The organism is Enterovibrio baiacu (genome assembly GCF_004120195.1).
GTDB classification, from domain to species: Bacteria; Pseudomonadota; Gammaproteobacteria; order Enterobacterales; family Vibrionaceae; genus Enterovibrio; species Enterovibrio baiacui.
In genome coordinates this window covers 52,413-68,655 of the sequence record NZ_SCHN01000019.1, presented here as the reverse complement: position 1 = coordinate 68,655, position 16,243 = coordinate 52,413, and the positions used below count along the sequence as shown (strand labels likewise).

Genomic DNA, 16,243 nt, shown 5'->3' with positions numbered 1-16,243 from the left:
GTGCGGCAAAAAAATGCTGATAGCGTGTTCTGCTATCAGCATCTCTTCAAACGCCATAATGCGCGTCTTACCAATTCACGTCTTCGCCAGCGTGCTTGCTGCACTCTTGCTTTACCATGTCCATGAATTCAATGCCTGACTTGCTACAAATCCATTTTCCGTCTTTGTAAGCGAAATGGAATCCACCTGAGCGAGACGCCAACCAAATCTCTGACATAGGCTCTTGACGGTTAATAATGATCTGGCTGCGGTCTTCAAAATCGATGGTGAGTACGTTTCCAGACGTCTCATAATCGATATCCGCACCACTCTCGTCGATGCCTTCTTCGATGGCCATCCATTCTGCATCAACCAGTTCGTGGTATTGGGTTGTGTTCATTGCATTCCGTCCTATTGCTTTTCAGTGTGTTGATGCGATTATAGAGGGCATTAACTTTTGGATCACTGGCATAAATGATGCGAACTACCCTGAAATTCTTTGTGCTGGCAGCCGTCACCGTGTTGTCAGCCTGTGGTCAGCAAGGCCCACTTTACTTTCCGGAAGATGCACCAGCGCAAAATTCTGCGCCAGCAACGTCGGATACCACTCAGGATACACAGCCTCAGGCCGCCAGTCAGCCATAACCCAATCTGGACAGGGAAGGACAACGTTGGACTATTTTAACTATCAGAATGACGGACAACTGTGGGCAGAAGATTTGCCGCTCGCGCAGTTGGCTGACACATACGGCACGCCGCTTTACGTTTATTCACGTGCGACGCTTGAGCGTCACTGGCATGCGTTTGACAGTGCTGTAGGCGATCACCCGCATCTGATTTGTTATGCCGTGAAGGCAAACAGCAATCTAGGTGTATTGAATGTATTGGCGCGTTTAGGTTCAGGCTTCGACATTGTGTCGTTGGGTGAACTGGAGCGTGTATTGGCCGCAGGTGGCGATCCGGCAAAAGTCGTGTTCTCTGGTGTGGGCAAAAAAGCGGATGAAATGGCACGCGCACTGTCGCTTGGCATCAAGTGCTTTAATGTGGAATCAGAAGCTGAACTGGATCGCCTCAACCACGTCGCTGGCGAGTTGGGCAAAGTGGCACCGGTTAGCCTTCGCATCAACCCGGACGTTGATGCGAAAACCCACCCATACATTTCAACGGGCCTGAAAGAAAACAAATTCGGTATCGCCTTTGACCGCGCGCGTGAGGTGTATAACTACGCCAACAGCCTGCCAAACCTCAATGTGCATGGTATCGATTGCCACATCGGTTCTCAGCTCACCGATCTTGCGCCATTCATTGAATCGACTGACCGTTTGTTGTCTTTGATTGACCAATTGGGTCAAGACGGCATTCACATCTCTCACCTTGATGTGGGCGGCGGCTTGGGCGTGACCTATCATGACGAGAAGCCACCAGAGCCATCTGATTACGCAAAAGCCTTGCTTGACCGCTTATCGAACCATCAAGGCATCGAGTTGGTGTTTGAACCGGGTCGTGCGATTGCAGCTAATGCAGGCGTATTGCTGACGCGTGTTGAGTTCCTCAAGCACAACGAAGAAAAGAACTTCGCCATCATTGATGCGGCGATGAATGATTTACTTCGTCCTGCGCTATACCAAGCGTGGCAAGACATCGTGCCTGTTGCACCGCGTGCGGGCGAACCGAAAACCTATGATTTGGTTGGCCCAATCTGTGAAACGGGTGATTACCTCGGTAAAGACCGTGCACTGAACATTGAGCCAGGCGACCTATTGGCGGTGCGTTCTTCTGGCGCGTATGGGTTTGTGATGTCATCGAACTACAACTCGCGTGCTCGTGCGGCTGAAATCATGGTTGATGGTAACACTGCCCATTTAGTGCGTAAGCGTGAAGTGCTTGAGTCACTGTGGGAACTAGAGCAAGTATTGCCTGAGTAAAGGATCCGGATGCAGATACAATTTTCGAAAATGCATGGGCTTGGCAACGACTTTATGGTCGTTGACTGCGTGACGCAAAATGCATATTTCTCCCCGGATATGATCCGCCGATTGGCGGACAGAAACACCGGTGTGGGCTTCGACCAACTTTTGGTGGTCGAGCCTCCGTACGATCCGGAAAGTGATTTTCATTACCGGATCTTTAATGCGGACAGCAGTGAAGTCGAGCAGTGTGGCAACGGTGCCCGCTGCTTTGCGCGCTTTGTGCGAATGAAAGGCCTCACCAATAAGCATCAAATCAATGTCAGTACCAAATCTGGCAAGATGGTGCTGAAAATTGACAGTGACGATGCCGTGACTGCCAACATGGGTGAGCCTATTTGGTCGCCTGCAAAAATCCCGTTTCGCGCAAATGCGGAAGAAAAAACCTATATTTTACGTGTAGACGATAAAACCTTGTTTGTTGGTGCTGTCAGCATGGGCAACCCGCACTGTGTGACTGTGGTTGATGATGTGGATACTGCTGATGTGGAAACCCTTGGCCCATTGGTCGAATCGCACGAGCGATTCCCAGAGCGTGTGAATGCGGGATTCATGCAAGTGGTCTCACGTAACGAAATCCGACTTCGCGTGTATGAACGTGGCGCGGGCGAAACCCAAGCATGTGGAAGCGGCGCGTGTGCTGCCGTGGCTGTTGGTATCACTCAAGGTTTGTTGGATGAATCTGTCACCGTGCATTTGCCAGGCGGTTCATTACACATTCGTTGGCGTGGGCCGGGTCATCCGCTGTTTATGTCGGGGCCTGCTTCTCATGTATATGATGGACAAATAACCGTATGACGGAGCTTTCCAAGCTCGAAGGGCCATTGGCACAAGCACTTACTGAAGATGCCGTGGCCAGCTTTTTGAAAGATAACCCTGATTTTTTCCAGCGTCAGCTTCAGTTGCTGACGCAGTTGCGTATCCCTCACACTGAGCGTGGTGCGGTGTCTTTGGTTGAGATTCAACTGGGTCGCTTGCGTGATCGCGTTGCAGAATTGGAAGAAGACATCACACAGCTAATGAGTATTGCGGCGGGCAATGAAAACTTGTTCCGCGCTTTCTCTCATGCTCACAAAGCGTTGTTTGCCGTTGAAAGCGAAAGTGGTGTTCACCAAGCGCTACGTGAACTGGCTTCATCGTTAAACCTGACCGTCACCCTTCGCCTTTACGATGGCGATAAAGGGCTAAATCGTCAGGGGGTTGATGCGGTAAAAGCGGCGCATTTCTGCGGTCAGCGCATTTACCTCGGCCGACTGCGTAAGAATGATGGCGAGTACTTCGTGCATGCCGCCCCTGAACTAGGTTCTTACGCGCTGGTGCCTGTGTACAAAGGAAAAGAGTTGGGCTTTTTATCGTTTGCCAGCAAAGATGGCGGACATTTCCAACCGAGCATGGATACCTTGTTCGTGGAACAAATTGCCGAGCACATCGCCATTCTTCTTTCCAAGTGGCAGGCGGCTGAATGAGCTTGCCAGCCACGCTGGAAAAACCCCTCGTCCGTTTCTTTGACTACATGATCCGCGAGCGCGGTTTAAGTCGTCATACTGAATCTAACTACCGTCAGCAATTGCACGCCTGTGCTGAGTTCTTGGTTCGCTCTGAAGTGACCCAATGGCAGGACGTGGATTCGGCGTGGGTGCGTCAGATTGCCAGCCAAGCCAAACGCGACAAACTCAAACCCGGTAGCATTGCGCTTCGATTGTCTGCGCTGCGTAGCTTCTTTGATTTTATGGTGTGGGATGGCGCAATGGGCGCAAACCCCGCGAAAGGCGTGGCTGCGCCCAAGCAAGGCCGTACCTTACCGAAAAACCTCGATGTGGATGAGATTGACCAGTTGTTGTCGGTTGACGAAGACGACCCGCTGGCGATCCGCGATCGTGCCATGATGGAATTGATGTACGGTGCTGGCCTGCGTTTGTCGGAACTGATCGGATTGAACCTTCGTGATGTGGCGGTGCGTAAAGGGGATCTCCGCGTGATCGGTAAGGGCGATAAAGAACGCGTTGTGCCGTTTACAGGTAAAGCACAAGAATGGCTGGTGAATTGGCTAAAAGTGCGTAACCAATTGCTCAAAGGGCCGGAAGAGGCCTTGTTTATCTCCAAGCTTGGAAACCGAATTTCGCCGCGTAGCGTACAAAAACGTATGGCGGAATGGGGACAAAAACAAGCCGTTAGCAGCCACATTAACCCGCACAAACTTCGACACAGTTTTGCCACGCACATGCTGGAATCTTCCGGTGATTTACGTGCAGTGCAAGAGTTGCTTGGGCACGCCGATTTGTCGACGACCCAGGTTTACACCCACCTCGATTTTCAGCACTTGGCCAAGGTATACGATGCCGCACATCCAAGGGCGAGAAAGTGCAAAGGGGAGTGACACCTCAACCATGAAGTTCTATCGACGCTGGCAACCTGTAAACGCATTGACGTTTGATCTTGATGACACGCTTTACGATAACCGGGTGGTGATAGTACGCGCTGAACAACTGCTGCTCGATTGGCTGGAAGACCGCTGTGAAGCCATGGCGGCGTATGATTGGTCGCAATGGCAAGCAATGCGTCAGCAAGTGATTGATGAAAATCCAGCGTTGGTGGGGTTTGTCACGGACATTCGCCGTGCGCAGATTGTATTGGCAGCCACACGATGTGGCTTGCGAGCGCCGGAAGCGCGCTTATTGGCCGATGACGCGGTGGCATTCTTTTTGTTTGAGCGCAGCAATTTCACTGTGCCGGATGAGGCTTTAGAAACCTTGTCTTTGCTTGCGTCGCGCTACCCGCTGGTGGCGATCACCAATGGCAATGTGGACAGTGACAAGCTTGGTTTAACGCCGTATTTCAAGCACGTATTGCGCGCAGGGCCTGACGGCGCAGCGAAACCTGACAGCGCCTTGTTCGTGAAAGCCCAGCAAGCGTTGGCAATGCCTGCCTCTGACATTCTTCATGTGGGTGACCATTTGAAATCAGACGTGCGTGGTGCCGTGTTGGCAGGCTTTAAAGCGTGTTGGTTCAATGACACGCATCAACCGTTGACGACGCAGCGACGGGCGTCGCTTTTGCCTGATGTGGAAATCACGCATCTTAGTCAGCTTTTGACGCTGACAGGGTGTGGAGCGTCATAAGGCGGTGTTGTATCGCCCATCAGTATCGTCTTCAAAAATAAAAAAAGCGCCTTAGGCGCTTTTTCTGTCTCTCTTGTTGGCGGGATTAGCCGCGACGTTTAAGAAAGTTATCAACGGCAGCCAAACCTGGGCCAAGGATAATGGTCGCCAGCAGCATGATGCCCCACATTTGGTGATCGTAGAATCCTTTCTCCCACAGTGCCGGATAAGACACGACCGCGACAATGTTGAACACAAACAGTGCCAGCGCAGCAGGACGCGTGAGTAAGCCCAACACCAAGAACACAGGAAGGATCAATTCAGCCGCGGTGCCAAGGTAAGCGGCAAGCTCCCAAGGCAACACAGGCACTTGGTACTCATATTCAAACAAGAACAAGGTGCTGTCCCAACTGGCGATCTTGGCTTGGCCTGCGCGGAAGAATACCCACGCCACCCAAACACGGCTAACAAGCAACAGTACTGGAACCAAAGGCTTTAGCGCGGATTCCATCAGGCCATCAATTTTGTTAAATACAGCAATCATCTGCTATTTCCTTTTCATTCTTAGTCATCGAATCATTCGCTGTGCCAAGCTAAATCGCTGCTTTGGCTAAGGCTGGTCAGCAATATCAAAGTGTTCAAACACACCGCGTTGAACCGCAGGGGCGATGTGTTTAAGAAGTTCAGGGTCAATGGCACCCAAGGTGTTTTCATTGCACGCCACAATCAGTGATGCTTCTTCTGCATCAATGGCTTGCAGTTGAATGCCTTGTTCATTCATCAGCAAAAGCACGGTTTCACTGTCTGATAAGTCGAGGGCTTGCAGTGCATTCCCATCGTTGTCTGTCACTGCATGCCAAATACTGGCAGCAGGAAAGCGGCTTTGAAGCAGTCGCACTGACGGCGCGACAGTCAGCCTCAAGGCATCAAAATCTTCGGGCGCAACCTGTGATAACGCCTCCAAAGGAAAATCGGTGGCGCGAGGCGCATGTTGGTTCACGGCTTGGATTAACCACTCTAACGTTGCGATGTCGGCAAGGTAGGGCACGGCATCGATGATGTTAGGAATGGCGTTAATGGTGGCATCAAAGCCATCGCCGTATTGGTCGGCACGTGCATCAAGCATGGGGGTGTTCAATACATGGTGTCGCGCCAAGGCATTGAAGCAGTCTTCACCGACAAGGGCATGTACCACGGGATACACGACTTCAAGGTATTCCGTTAATGTCATGACGAAGTTATTGCGATAAACCTGCAGCAGTGCATCGGGCTCCGCGACGCCTTCCTCAACGGGAAGCGCGTAGGGCTGGTAATGCAGCGCTTGGCTGAACTGCTGTTGCAAAGCAGCCAGTGACGGTGAGTCACTCATGACGCCTCCTTACGCACCATTGATGCTACTGCTTTAACAATGCGGTCGGCTTTCGCCGCTTCTGCCAATAACACTTCTGGCGCAGGGATATCTCTGTCCCACTCGATCAAGGTGTGTCTTGGGCCATGTTGGGAGATCCATTGCTCATAGAGCGCCCAAACAGGCTCAGAGACAGGCTGGCTGTGCGTATCAATCCAAATCTCGCCTTCTGGCAAGGGATTGACAGTAAAGCCTGCCAGATGAATTTCTTTCACGCTGTCTGGGTCAATAGCACCGAGGTAGTGTTGTGCGTCAAAGCCATGATTAAAGGCACTGACGTGAATATTGTTCAGGTCGAGCAGTAAGCCACATCCGGTTCGACGAGACACTTCGGTTAAGAAATCCCATTCCGACAAGGTTGAATGATTGAAGCTCAAATAACTGGATGGGTTTTCAATCAAGATCTGACGGTTCAAGTAGTCCTGCGTTTTGTCGACATTGGCACAAAACACATCGAGGGCTTCTTCGGTGTAAGGCAGGGGCAACAGATCATTGAAGTATTCCCCGTTCACTGAGCTCCAACTCAAATGCTCTGATACAAACAGTGGATCAATGGCATCAACCAGATGCTTGAGCCGTTGAAGGTGTTGAACATTGATAGGGTCGGTTGACCCGAGTGATAACCCAACGCCATGACAGCTGATGGGGTATCGGCGCTGCAGCGAATGCAGCGCCTGAAACGCATCGGAATCAGGTTGGAAAAAATTCTCGCTGTGTACTTCTAACCATCCAATATCCGGGGATTCTTGTTCGAAGTGGTCATGGTGTGGATGACGTAACCCAACACCGACCCAAGGAGATATTTTTTCCATACCTTTTCTTCCGTAATCGTCAGCTTATGAAGATGTGCTTGAGCTACCTGCCAAGCGATCACATAGACCTTTTGGTACAACGATGAATGCATCAGATTGTGCGTCTTTGGTAGAGGTACCAGCACATGAACTTGTGTTTGTTGCACAGTCATTCTTACCGGCTTTGGCTACGCCATAGCACTTCTCTTTTTCTGCAGCGTGAACCGCGGTGGTGGTCAGGGTAGTCGCACCCACAGCAAGTAAACCGGTAACAGCAGCAGCAACAGCAAGATTGGTCTTTTTCATGTTTAATCCTCACTCTTAGGACTCTGTCGTCCTCAAGATTATCAATCGGTTGTAGTAGGGCGAGTCTTCAATAACGCGCTCACTTAAAAAGATAGGATGTGAGAACAAAAACTTTCGCATTCGCGTCCATTTTTTCGCCACTGGCTCTTCGTTTCGGTGAGATTTTTTCGTGAAATATTTTTTAAGTTTCTGATATTCCGCTTTAAAACGTCATTCGGTAAAGAAAGAAAAAATATTCACAAACATGATGTTTTTTCGGCAATTAGGCGGGTGATGGTGATGAATGAGAGGGTTGGTTTCCATTTTGAGCTCAGAAAATCGGCGCGAAGCGAGCAACGCACGCCACTTTGGGTATATAATCCTCAACCAGTGTATAAATAACCAGTGAATGAACGATGGACGTATCCCACCTCATAGATGGTCTTAACGACAAACAGCGCGAAGCCGTGGCCGCACCGCTCGGCAACTACTTGGTTCTAGCGGGAGCGGGAAGTGGTAAAACACGCGTGCTGGTTCATCGCATCGCTTGGTTAATGCAAGTGGAGCAGTCATCGCCTTTTTCGGTGTTGGCGGTAACCTTCACCAATAAAGCGGCAGCAGAAATGCGCGGCCGTATTGAACAATTGATGCATGGTACGGCGTCAGGACTTTGGTGCGGAACTTTCCACGGCTTGTGTCACCGCATTCTTCGTGCGCATCATTTGGATGCGAACTTGCCGCAGGATTTCCAAATCCTCGATTCTGATGACCAACAGCGTTTGCTGCGTCGTTTGATCAAAGCGCAAAACTTGGATGAGAAACACTGGCCAGCGCGTCAGGCGTCTTGGTACATCAATGCCAAAAAAGACGAAGGGCTGCGCCCACAACACATTGACGCGCAATTCGATCCGGTAGAGAAAACCTGGCTACGCGTTTACAGCGCATACCAAGAAGCGTGCGATCGTGCAGGCTTGGTTGATTTTGCGGAACTTCTGCTGCGTTGCCATGAACTGCTGCGCGATAAAGCCCACATTCGCGAGCACTACCAAGCGCGCTTTAAGCACATATTGGTCGACGAATTCCAAGATACTAACAACATCCAATATGCATGGCTTCGCATGATGGCAGGCACAGAAGCCAAGGTCATGATCGTGGGTGATGATGATCAGTCTATTTACGGCTGGCGCGGTGCGAAAATTGAAAACATTCAGCGCTTCTTGAACGATTTCACTGCCGCGAAAACCATTCGTCTTGAGCAAAACTACCGCTCTACGGGCAACATTCTCAAAGCCTCGAACCACCTGATTGAAAATAATGCGGAACGCATGGGCAAGAGCCTGTGGACCGATGGCAAAGAAGGTGAGTTGATTTCGGTTTACAGCGCCTTTAACGAATTGGATGAAGCACGTTTTGTCGTCGGAAAAATCAAAGCGTGGCATGACGATGGGGGCGCACTGAATGATTGCGCCATGCTGTACCGAAATAACGCCCAATCCCGTGTGCTTGAAGAAGCCTTGATTCAAGCGGGCTTACCTTACCGCATTTATGGCGGCATGCGATTCTTCGAACGCCAAGAGATCAAAGATGCCTTGGCGTACCTGCGTTTGATGGCAAACCGTTTTGATGATGCGGCCTTTGAACGTGTGGTGAATACCCCAACCCGTGGTTTGGGCGATCGCACCCTAGAAACCATTCGTCTGGCAGCGCGTGATCGCGGCGCGACAATGTGGGAAGCCAGTACTCAACTTCTGGAAGAGCAAGTGCTCGCGGGTCGTGCAGCAAACTCACTGCGTCGTTTTATCGAGCTCGTGAATGCGCTGGAAGACGATACCCGTGAAATGGCCTTGTTCCAGCAAACGGACTATGTGATCCAACACTCTGGCCTTCGTGCGATGTACGAAGCGGAAAAGGGTGAAAAAGCCCAAGCGCGTATTGATAACTTGGAAGAACTGGTAACGGCAACCCGCCAGTACGAAGTGCCTGAAGACGTGCAGGAAACCATGTCGCCGTTGTCGGCGTTCTTGTCTCATGCCGCGCTTGAAGCTGGTGAAGGCCAAGCCGATGAGTTTGAAGATGCGGTGCAATTAATGACGCTGCACAGCGCCAAAGGTCTCGAATTCCCCTTGGTCTTCATGGTCGGGGTGGAAGAGGGCATGTTCCCAAGCCAAATGTCGTCAGAAGAAGCGGGGCGCTTGGAAGAAGAGCGTCGCCTTTGTTATGTCGGCATGACACGTGCGATGAAGAAACTCTTCATTACCTACGCAGAAATGCGCCGTGTTTACGGTAAAGACATGTTCCACAAGGCATCTCGTTTTATCCGTGAACTGCCGGAAGAGTGTTTAGAAGAAGTGCGTATGCGCGCGAAAGTGACGCGTCCTGCTGCTTCTGCTGGCCGTTTCTCGCAAACGCAGACCCAATCAAATTTCAACCAGACCGGCTTTGCGCTAGGGCAACGCGTTCAGCATCCTAAGTTTGGTGAAGGCACCATCATCAACTTTGAAGGCAGCGGCGGTCAAAGCCGTGTGCAAGTCGCCTTTAACGGCGAAGGCATTAAGTGGTTGGTGACGCAATACGCCAAGCTTGAAGCCTTGTAAGTAAGGGCTGAATGGCTAAAAAGCGACAATGAAAAAGGGTGGTCATGATGACCACCCTTTTTTACGTTTTACTGCGTTGATGCAGAAAGAGCAGAAGCGATTACGCCGCTTGACCCCAAAGGCTAGACAGGTCGCTAAGCAGAGATTCGCTTGCGCCTTCGTTACCTAAGAATTTCAGGATCATAGGCGCATATTCTTGCACCATGGCAGGGTCTAGGCCCAACGCAGTAAAGACTTTGTTTACTGACTCCATGTTGTTCAGCATGCTACCAAGATCGCCAGGGATGGCGCCAGTCAGCGAATCCAAGCCTGGAACCATTTTAGTCAGTTCGCTTGCTTGGTCCGTGCCGAGTTCTTGATACGCCATCGCAAGAAGTGCACCCGCACCGCCTGCTGCTTGCTCGTCATTCACTTTCAAGCCTTCAGCAATCTGCGACGTTAGCGGGTTGTCTGCCGCTTCTTTGCTTACACCGGTCAGTAGATTGCTTGCTTCTTTTGTCGCTTCACCCACCAAGCCGTCTAGGCTCAGTGCATGTGCTGGCAACGCGGCCATCGTTAATACGGCTGAAAGTGCCATCACATTTAGTTTACGTAACATTGTGCTCCTCCTGAGGGGCGTTATATCTGGCTACTGCGCCGTTACAAGTCCTTCGCGCCTTGGGTCGGCTCCGCCTTCCAAAGTGCCACTATCGATAACAATACCGTGTATACCAGAGGTTAAGTCACGAATATTTACCTCAAACCCCATCTCTTCAAGGGCAGGTTTGAAGCTTTCAGCATCTGTACCCGCTTCTACATCATAGGTGCCAAAACGGTTAACCAAATGCGGGAGGTCGATGGCTGATTGTACATCCAATCCCCAGTCTAGATGCGCAACCAATGTTTTCGCTACATAACCGATGATACGGCTACCGCCTGGTGAACCAACGGCCATGTAGGGTTTGCCATCGCGCATAACGATAGTCGGTGCCATTGAAGAACGTGGACGTTTACCCGGCTCAACACGGTTGGCGATCGGTACGCCATTTTTGTGGGTTGCGAAGGAGAAGTCGGTCAGCTCGTTATTGAGTAAGAAACCGCGCGTCATCAAACGCGAGCCAAACCCGTTTTCGATGGTTGTGGTAATCGACACAACGTTGCCTTCTTTATCCACGATAGAGAAGTGGCTGGTGGAAGGCAGTTCAATCGATTGATCATCGGCCCACTCAGGTGCGACGCGAGCATGTGTAAATTCAGGTTGGCCTGGAGCGGCATTTTCCAATGCGGCATCGCCACTGATGAGATCAGCGCGAGTCTTGAGGTATTCAGGTGATAACAACCCCTCCGTAGGCACAGGTACAAAATCGCTGTCTGCGATGTAACGACCACGGTCAGCAAAGGCAAGGCGAGAGGCATCGCCAATCAAACGCCAGCTTTCAGGGTTGTCTTTCCCCAAGGTTTTCATTGGGTAGTTGCTTAAAATACCGAGGATTTGACCCACAGTAATGCCACCAGATGTCGGCGGTCCCATGCCACAGATTTTGTATTGATGATAGGGCGCACACACAGGGTTGCGTTCAACCACGCGGTAATTCGCGAGGTCTTTCTTGCTCAAAATACCAGGGTTGCCTGCGGCATTTTGCACCGTGGCAACGATGTCGTCCGCGATTTCACCTTCATAGAAATTGTCGATATCTTCCGCGACCAATTTCAGCGTATTGGCATACTCTTGGTTGACTAAGCGATCGCCAACGTTGAGTGGGTTGCCCGTGTCATCAAAGAAATAGTGGTACGTGCTTGGGTAGCGGCGCAGTCGGTCGGCATCGCCTTCAATCAAGGCGGCAAGGCGGGGAGACACTTCAAAGCCGCTTTCCGCCAGCGCGATCGCTGGCGCGAGCACTTTACGCCAAGAAAGGTTGCCAAGTTTGGCGTGGGTGTCATGCATTAAACGCATGGTGCCCGGTGTACCGACAGACAACCCGCCCACGACGGCATCGTAAAATTGAAGCGGTTGACCATTGCCATCGAGGAACAGGGTTGGTGTTGCATCCAATGGCGCGGTTTCGCGTCCATCATAAGTCGTCAGGGCTTGCTTCTTTTCATCCCAAAAGACCAGTAATGCACCGCCGCCGATCCCAGAACTTTGTGGCTCTACCAGCCCTAAAACAGTTTGAACCGCGACCATGGCATCAATGGCGTTACCGCCTGCCAGCAGCATTTGCTCACCCGCCTTACTGGCATGAGGGTTGGCAGAGGCCACCATCCATTGTTCACCTTTCACGCTTTTACGCATGACACTGCCAGTGGCAAGTTCGGGGGCAATTGCATCCGTTGCTTGCCCTTCGCTGGTCGCGTTGGCGGCGCCGCCGAAGGCAAGACTCAATAAGAGTGCGGGGAGAGTAAGAGAGGGGAGCTTTTTCATTGGAATTCCTTTTGCCACCTGAACGATTGGTCTTTCAGTATAGTTCTCCATCGCGAAGGTGATGTGTCGGAAAGTCGAGGCAAAAGGGAAATTTATTGAGAAGTTACGGAAAGATAGATACGGAGGGTGGTGAAAGAAAAACGGCACATGACGTGCCGTTTTGAACATGATGTGCGATTAAACGCGATATCGCGTTAAGGCTGCGCTTTCTTTTCGCGTCGCTGTTTTCGCTGCTGCTTCACCGCATCAAACGTAAAGACCACCAGTGCTGTCCAAATGAAGGTGAAGGTCGTCGCTTTGTCTGCGGTAAACGGTTCGTTGTACAAACCAATCGCCAGCAAGAACATGATGCTTGGGCCGATGTATTGGAAAAAACCTAAGGTCGATAAACGTAATTTAGTGGCAGCGCCGTTAAAACAAAGCAGGGGCAGCGTCGTGACAACACCCGCTGCGATCAGTAATAAGTTCATGCCAATGCTGTTATCGAGCAAGTTTGAGGTCGTGCTCTCTGCGATGAAAAACAGGTAAATAATAGATGCGGGCAATAGCACCAAGGTTTCGATGAAAAGGCCAGTCGCCGCATCGACATTGATTTTTTTACGCAGTAACCCGTAAACGCCGAAGCTACTCGCAAGCACTAACGCGACCCAAGGCAGCGAGCCAAAGGTGACTAACTGAATGCCCACGCCTGCAGTGGCAAGTGCAACAGCAAGCCATTGCAGTTTTCGAAAACGTTCGCCGAGAAACACCATGCCAAGCACCACATTCAACAGTGGGTTGATGTAATACCCTAAACTGGCGTCGAGCATGCGGTTACTGCCAACGGCCCAGATAAATATCAGCCAGTTACTGGCAATCACGATGGCGGTGATCGCAAGCAATGCCATGCGCTTCTTGTCTTTAAATAGCAGACGAACACGTGCCATGCCGCTGCTCATATAGACAATGACAGCTAAAAAGAAAAACGACCAAAGCACACGGTGCATGAGCACTTCAAGTGGAGGAACGTCGGTCAGCGATTTAAAGTAAATGGGGGCGACGCCCCACATGGTATACGCGCCAAGGGCGAGCAAAACGCCACGGCGAGTTTGTTGCGCATCATTCACTGCGTTATCTCGTGTTGTTTTCCTTCCATGGGTAAAGCGACAGCCTATGCGGCAACTGGAAGGGCGGTTCAAAGAATAAATGTCGCCAAGTGGCGAAGTAAGCAGCGAAATATAAGGATGAAGTGGCATTGTCACTGCCGAACGGCTGAGCAATGGCATTGAATGCAAATTGTTTTGCTGCTTTGGTCAGTATATGGATGATGAGAGTTTAATCACACCCTTCGAGTGACAAATTGGTGAGAAAATTTTGTACAACGCCAGCATCGCTTTCAACATTGCCGTGGTACGTTTAGAATGAGCGCCAATTCTTCGAAGAGAGGCGCTATGACCCCTACTGATTCGACCGCGTTAACGTCGGAAATCGCTCACGATCACTCTGTTCTTCAGAAGGTATTCGGCTACCACAGCTATCGCGACGGTCAGAAAGAAATCATTGATGCTGTGATTGCAGGTCAAGATTGTTTGGTCATTATGCCCACGGGTGGCGGTAAGAGCCTGTGCTACCAAATTCCTGCCTTGGTGCGTGATGGCATCACGATTGTCATTTCCCCGCTCATTTCTTTAATGAAAGATCAGGTCGACCAACTGCTCGCCAACGGTGTGCAGGCGGCGTGCTTGAACTCTTCGATGACGCCAGACGAACAAAGCGAAACCTGGCGAGCGCTACGAGAAGGCAATTTAAAGCTTTTGTATGTGTCGCCTGAACGTGTGCTGATGCGAGATTTCATCGAACGTCTGCAATCGGCTCAAGTAGGGTTGATTGCTGTCGATGAAGCGCACTGTGTGTCACAGTGGGGGCACGACTTCCGCCCAGAGTATGCGCAACTTGGCATGCTGAAACAGCACTTTGTTGATGTGCCTGTGATGGCGCTGACGGCCACGGCTGATGACACCACGCGTCAAGACATTTGCCAGCGTTTGGCGTTGAACGCCCCTAACATTTACCTCGGCAGCTTCGACAGGCCTAACATTCGCTACACCTTGCTTGAAAAGCACAAACCCCTCGCGCAACTCACCCAATTTTTGACCACTCAGTCTGGTCAAAGCGGCATTATTTATTGCAACAGCCGAAAGCGTGTTGAGCAGGTCGCGGAAAAATTGTGCGACCAAAATATCCGTGCGGCGGGTTATCACGCCGGCATGAGTAATGAGCAACGTGGATTTGTGCAAGATGCCTTCCAACGCGATGACATTCAAATCGTGGTGGCCACCGTGGCATTCGGCATGGGGATCAACAAACCCAACGTGCGCTTTGTGGTGCATTACGATATTCCGAGAAACATCGAATCCTACTATCAGGAAACGGGCCGTGCGGGGCGCGATGGTTTGCCCGCAGAAGCGGTGATGTTCTATGACCCGTCAGACATTGGTTGGCTGCATCGCTGCTTGCAAGAAAAGCCAGAGGGCCCGCAAAAGCAAGTGGAAAGCCACAAGCTGAATGCCATGGGGGCTTTTGCAGAAGCCCTAACATGTCGTCGTTTGGTGCTACTGAACTACTTCGGTGAATACCGCGAGAAGCCGTGCGGCAACTGCGACATTTGCCTAGACCCACCCACCTTGTTTGATGGCACTGAGCAGGCGCAAAAAGCGTTGTCTTGTGTGTATCGCGTGAACCAAAGCTTTGGTGTGGGCTACGTGGTGGAAGTGCTTCGTGGCATGCAAAACCAACGCATCAAAGATCATGCCCATGAAAAGCTCAGCACCTATGGACTGGGCAAGGATAATAGCCATGAGTATTGGGTCAGTATTTACCGTCAGTTGATCCACCGCGGGTATTTGGTGCAGAACATTGCTCGAAGCTCTGTGCTGCAATTGACCGAAGAAGCGCGTCCATTATTACGCGGTGAAATCGCGCTGGAACTGGCCGTGCCGCGTTTGGGGTTGTCGCCGCGCAGCAAAGCCGACAAGCTTGGTAAGCGTAATTACGATAAAAAACTCTTCGCGAAACTGCGCAAGCTGCGCAAAGCCATTGCCGATGAAGAAGACGTCCCGCCTTACGTGGTGTTTAACGATGCCACCTTGATTGAGATGGCGGAGATGATCCCAACTTCGCAAGGTGAACTGCTCGCAGTGAACGGGGTAGGCCAACGTAAGCTCGAAAAATACGGCAATGTCTTTTTAGACGTGATTGAAGATCACATCACCATGGATTCAAACGATGCCAGCTACGGATAACCGCATACTGACACACGCGAACATAGCGCTCTTTGATATCGAAGAAGGGCGTTTTGTGTTGGCCATTGATGATCTGGATTTCGACAATGCAGACGGTTATGCCGCCGCGTTTTGCCAATTGATTGATGCTGCCATCATTGAAAAGCAAATGGATGCGGATTTGATGAGCTGGCTGGTCGATTTTGAGGGCGTGCAGTTCATGTTAAAAGCCGAGCATTACAGCGCAAGTTTGTGGCTAGAGCGCCTTGGCGCTGACGGCGATGACGAACTCACGTTCTTGAATAACTGGCTCGTTAACCAGCTCCAAACCTCAACCTCCTGAAGGCAGTTGGCAATCGAAAGATTTGCTGTATAATTCGCCACCTTCTGATCCGTTCGTTAAGAATGAGCGCGCCAATTTGGTTCGCGAATCAGTGAAAAATAAGGTGTTAAGTCCAGA

At 51.0% G+C, this 16,243-nt stretch carries 17 protein-coding genes; 9 read left to right on the top strand and 8 right to left on the bottom strand.

Features of this window, described 5'->3' with window-relative positions; all coding sequences use genetic code 11:
• Positions 1 to 67: 67 nt before the first annotated feature.
• Entirely contained in the window at positions 68 to 379 is a 312-nt protein-coding gene (cyaY, locus tag EQP46_RS19490; RefSeq protein WP_129495224.1) for an iron donor protein CyaY, read from the bottom strand.
• Positions 380 to 453: 74 nt separating this feature from the next.
• On the opposite strand from cyaY, the gene lptM reads away from it, so the two are divergent.
• The 6 genes from lptM to yigB are packed head-to-tail and all read left to right on the top strand — an operon-like array spanning position 454 to position 5,065.
• On the top strand, positions 454 to 624 hold the full coding sequence (gene lptM / locus EQP46_RS19485; protein ID WP_129495223.1) for an LPS translocon maturation chaperone LptM: 171 nt from the start codon (positions 454 to 456) through the stop codon (positions 622 to 624).
• A gap of 26 nt (positions 625 to 650) precedes the next feature.
• The gene (gene lysA / locus EQP46_RS19480; RefSeq protein ID WP_129495222.1) at positions 651 to 1,904 is read left to right on the top strand and encodes a diaminopimelate decarboxylase; all 1,254 of its coding nucleotides are present in this window, start codon (positions 651 to 653) and stop codon (positions 1,902 to 1,904) included.
• Between the two features lie 9 nt (positions 1,905 to 1,913).
• Positions 1,914 to 2,744: a diaminopimelate epimerase gene (dapF, locus tag EQP46_RS19475; protein WP_129495221.1), complete on the top strand. Its 831-nt coding sequence runs from the start codon at positions 1,914 to 1,916 to the stop codon at positions 2,742 to 2,744.
• A complete protein-coding gene (locus EQP46_RS19470; protein ID WP_129495220.1) occupies positions 2,741 to 3,412 on the top strand; it encodes a DUF484 family protein in 672 nt (223 codons plus the stop codon). The genes dapF and EQP46_RS19470 overlap by 4 nt, the downstream gene beginning before the upstream one ends.
• On the top strand, positions 3,409 to 4,323 hold the full coding sequence (xerC, locus tag EQP46_RS19465) for a tyrosine recombinase XerC (RefSeq protein WP_129495219.1): 915 nt from the start codon (positions 3,409 to 3,411) through the stop codon (positions 4,321 to 4,323). Before EQP46_RS19470 ends, xerC begins: the two co-directional genes overlap by 4 nt.
• 10 nt (positions 4,324 to 4,333) lie before the next feature.
• Complete coding sequence (yigB, locus tag EQP46_RS19460) at positions 4,334 to 5,065, top strand: 5-amino-6-(5-phospho-D-ribitylamino)uracil phosphatase YigB (RefSeq protein WP_129495252.1); 732 nt, start codon at positions 4,334 to 4,336, stop codon at positions 5,063 to 5,065.
• Between the two features lie 85 nt (positions 5,066 to 5,150).
• On the opposite strand, the gene EQP46_RS19455 is transcribed toward yigB, so the two are convergent.
• From EQP46_RS19455 to EQP46_RS19440, 4 genes are all read right to left on the bottom strand, one after another.
• Complete coding sequence (locus EQP46_RS19455; RefSeq protein WP_129495218.1) at positions 5,151 to 5,588, bottom strand: DoxX family protein; 438 nt, start codon at positions 5,586 to 5,588, stop codon at positions 5,151 to 5,153.
• Positions 5,589 to 5,654: 66 nt separating this feature from the next.
• On the bottom strand, positions 5,655 to 6,413 hold the full coding sequence (locus EQP46_RS19450) for an HvfC/BufC N-terminal domain-containing protein (RefSeq protein WP_129495217.1): 759 nt from the start codon (positions 6,411 to 6,413) through the stop codon (positions 5,655 to 5,657).
• On the bottom strand, positions 6,410 to 7,264 hold the full coding sequence (bufB, locus tag EQP46_RS19445; RefSeq protein WP_129495216.1) for an MNIO family bufferin maturase: 855 nt from the start codon (positions 7,262 to 7,264) through the stop codon (positions 6,410 to 6,412). Before bufB ends, EQP46_RS19450 begins: the two co-directional genes overlap by 4 nt.
• Before the next feature lie 24 nt (positions 7,265 to 7,288).
• Positions 7,289 to 7,549 carry a BufA1 family periplasmic bufferin-type metallophore gene (locus EQP46_RS19440; protein WP_129495215.1) on the bottom strand — a complete coding sequence of 87 codons (261 nt, stop codon included), beginning with the start codon at positions 7,547 to 7,549 and terminating at the stop codon, positions 7,289 to 7,291.
• A gap of 395 nt (positions 7,550 to 7,944) precedes the next feature.
• Here EQP46_RS19440 and uvrD point away from each other — a divergent pair, with 395 nt between their 5' ends.
• Positions 7,945 to 10,122 carry a DNA helicase II gene (gene uvrD / locus EQP46_RS19430; RefSeq protein WP_129495214.1) on the top strand — a complete coding sequence of 726 codons (2,178 nt, stop codon included), beginning with the start codon at positions 7,945 to 7,947 and terminating at the stop codon, positions 10,120 to 10,122.
• A 100-nt stretch (positions 10,123 to 10,222) separates the two neighbouring features.
• Here the strand turns inward: uvrD and EQP46_RS19425 are convergent, their stop codons facing one another.
• From EQP46_RS19425 to rarD, 3 genes are all read right to left on the bottom strand, one after another.
• On the bottom strand, positions 10,223 to 10,720 hold the full coding sequence (locus EQP46_RS19425) for a DUF2780 domain-containing protein (RefSeq protein ID WP_017011964.1): 498 nt from the start codon (positions 10,718 to 10,720) through the stop codon (positions 10,223 to 10,225).
• A gap of 30 nt (positions 10,721 to 10,750) precedes the next feature.
• Positions 10,751 to 12,523 carry a gamma-glutamyltransferase gene (gene ggt, locus EQP46_RS19420; protein WP_129495213.1) on the bottom strand — a complete coding sequence of 591 codons (1,773 nt, stop codon included), beginning with the start codon at positions 12,521 to 12,523 and terminating at the stop codon, positions 10,751 to 10,753.
• A gap of 194 nt (positions 12,524 to 12,717) precedes the next feature.
• Positions 12,718 to 13,629 carry an EamA family transporter RarD gene (rarD, locus tag EQP46_RS19415; RefSeq protein ID WP_129495251.1) on the bottom strand — a complete coding sequence of 304 codons (912 nt, stop codon included), beginning with the start codon at positions 13,627 to 13,629 and terminating at the stop codon, positions 12,718 to 12,720.
• Positions 13,630 to 13,953: 324 nt separating this feature from the next.
• Between rarD and recQ the strand changes: the two genes are divergently transcribed.
• Together recQ and EQP46_RS19405 are read left to right on the top strand one after the other, a co-directional pair.
• Entirely contained in the window at positions 13,954 to 15,804 is a 1,851-nt protein-coding gene (recQ, locus tag EQP46_RS19410; protein ID WP_129495212.1) for an ATP-dependent DNA helicase RecQ, read from the top strand.
• Entirely contained in the window at positions 15,788 to 16,126 is a 339-nt protein-coding gene (locus EQP46_RS19405; RefSeq protein ID WP_129495211.1) for a DUF3630 family protein, read from the top strand. Before recQ ends, EQP46_RS19405 begins: the two co-directional genes overlap by 17 nt.
• Positions 16,127 to 16,243 lie beyond the last annotated feature (117 nt).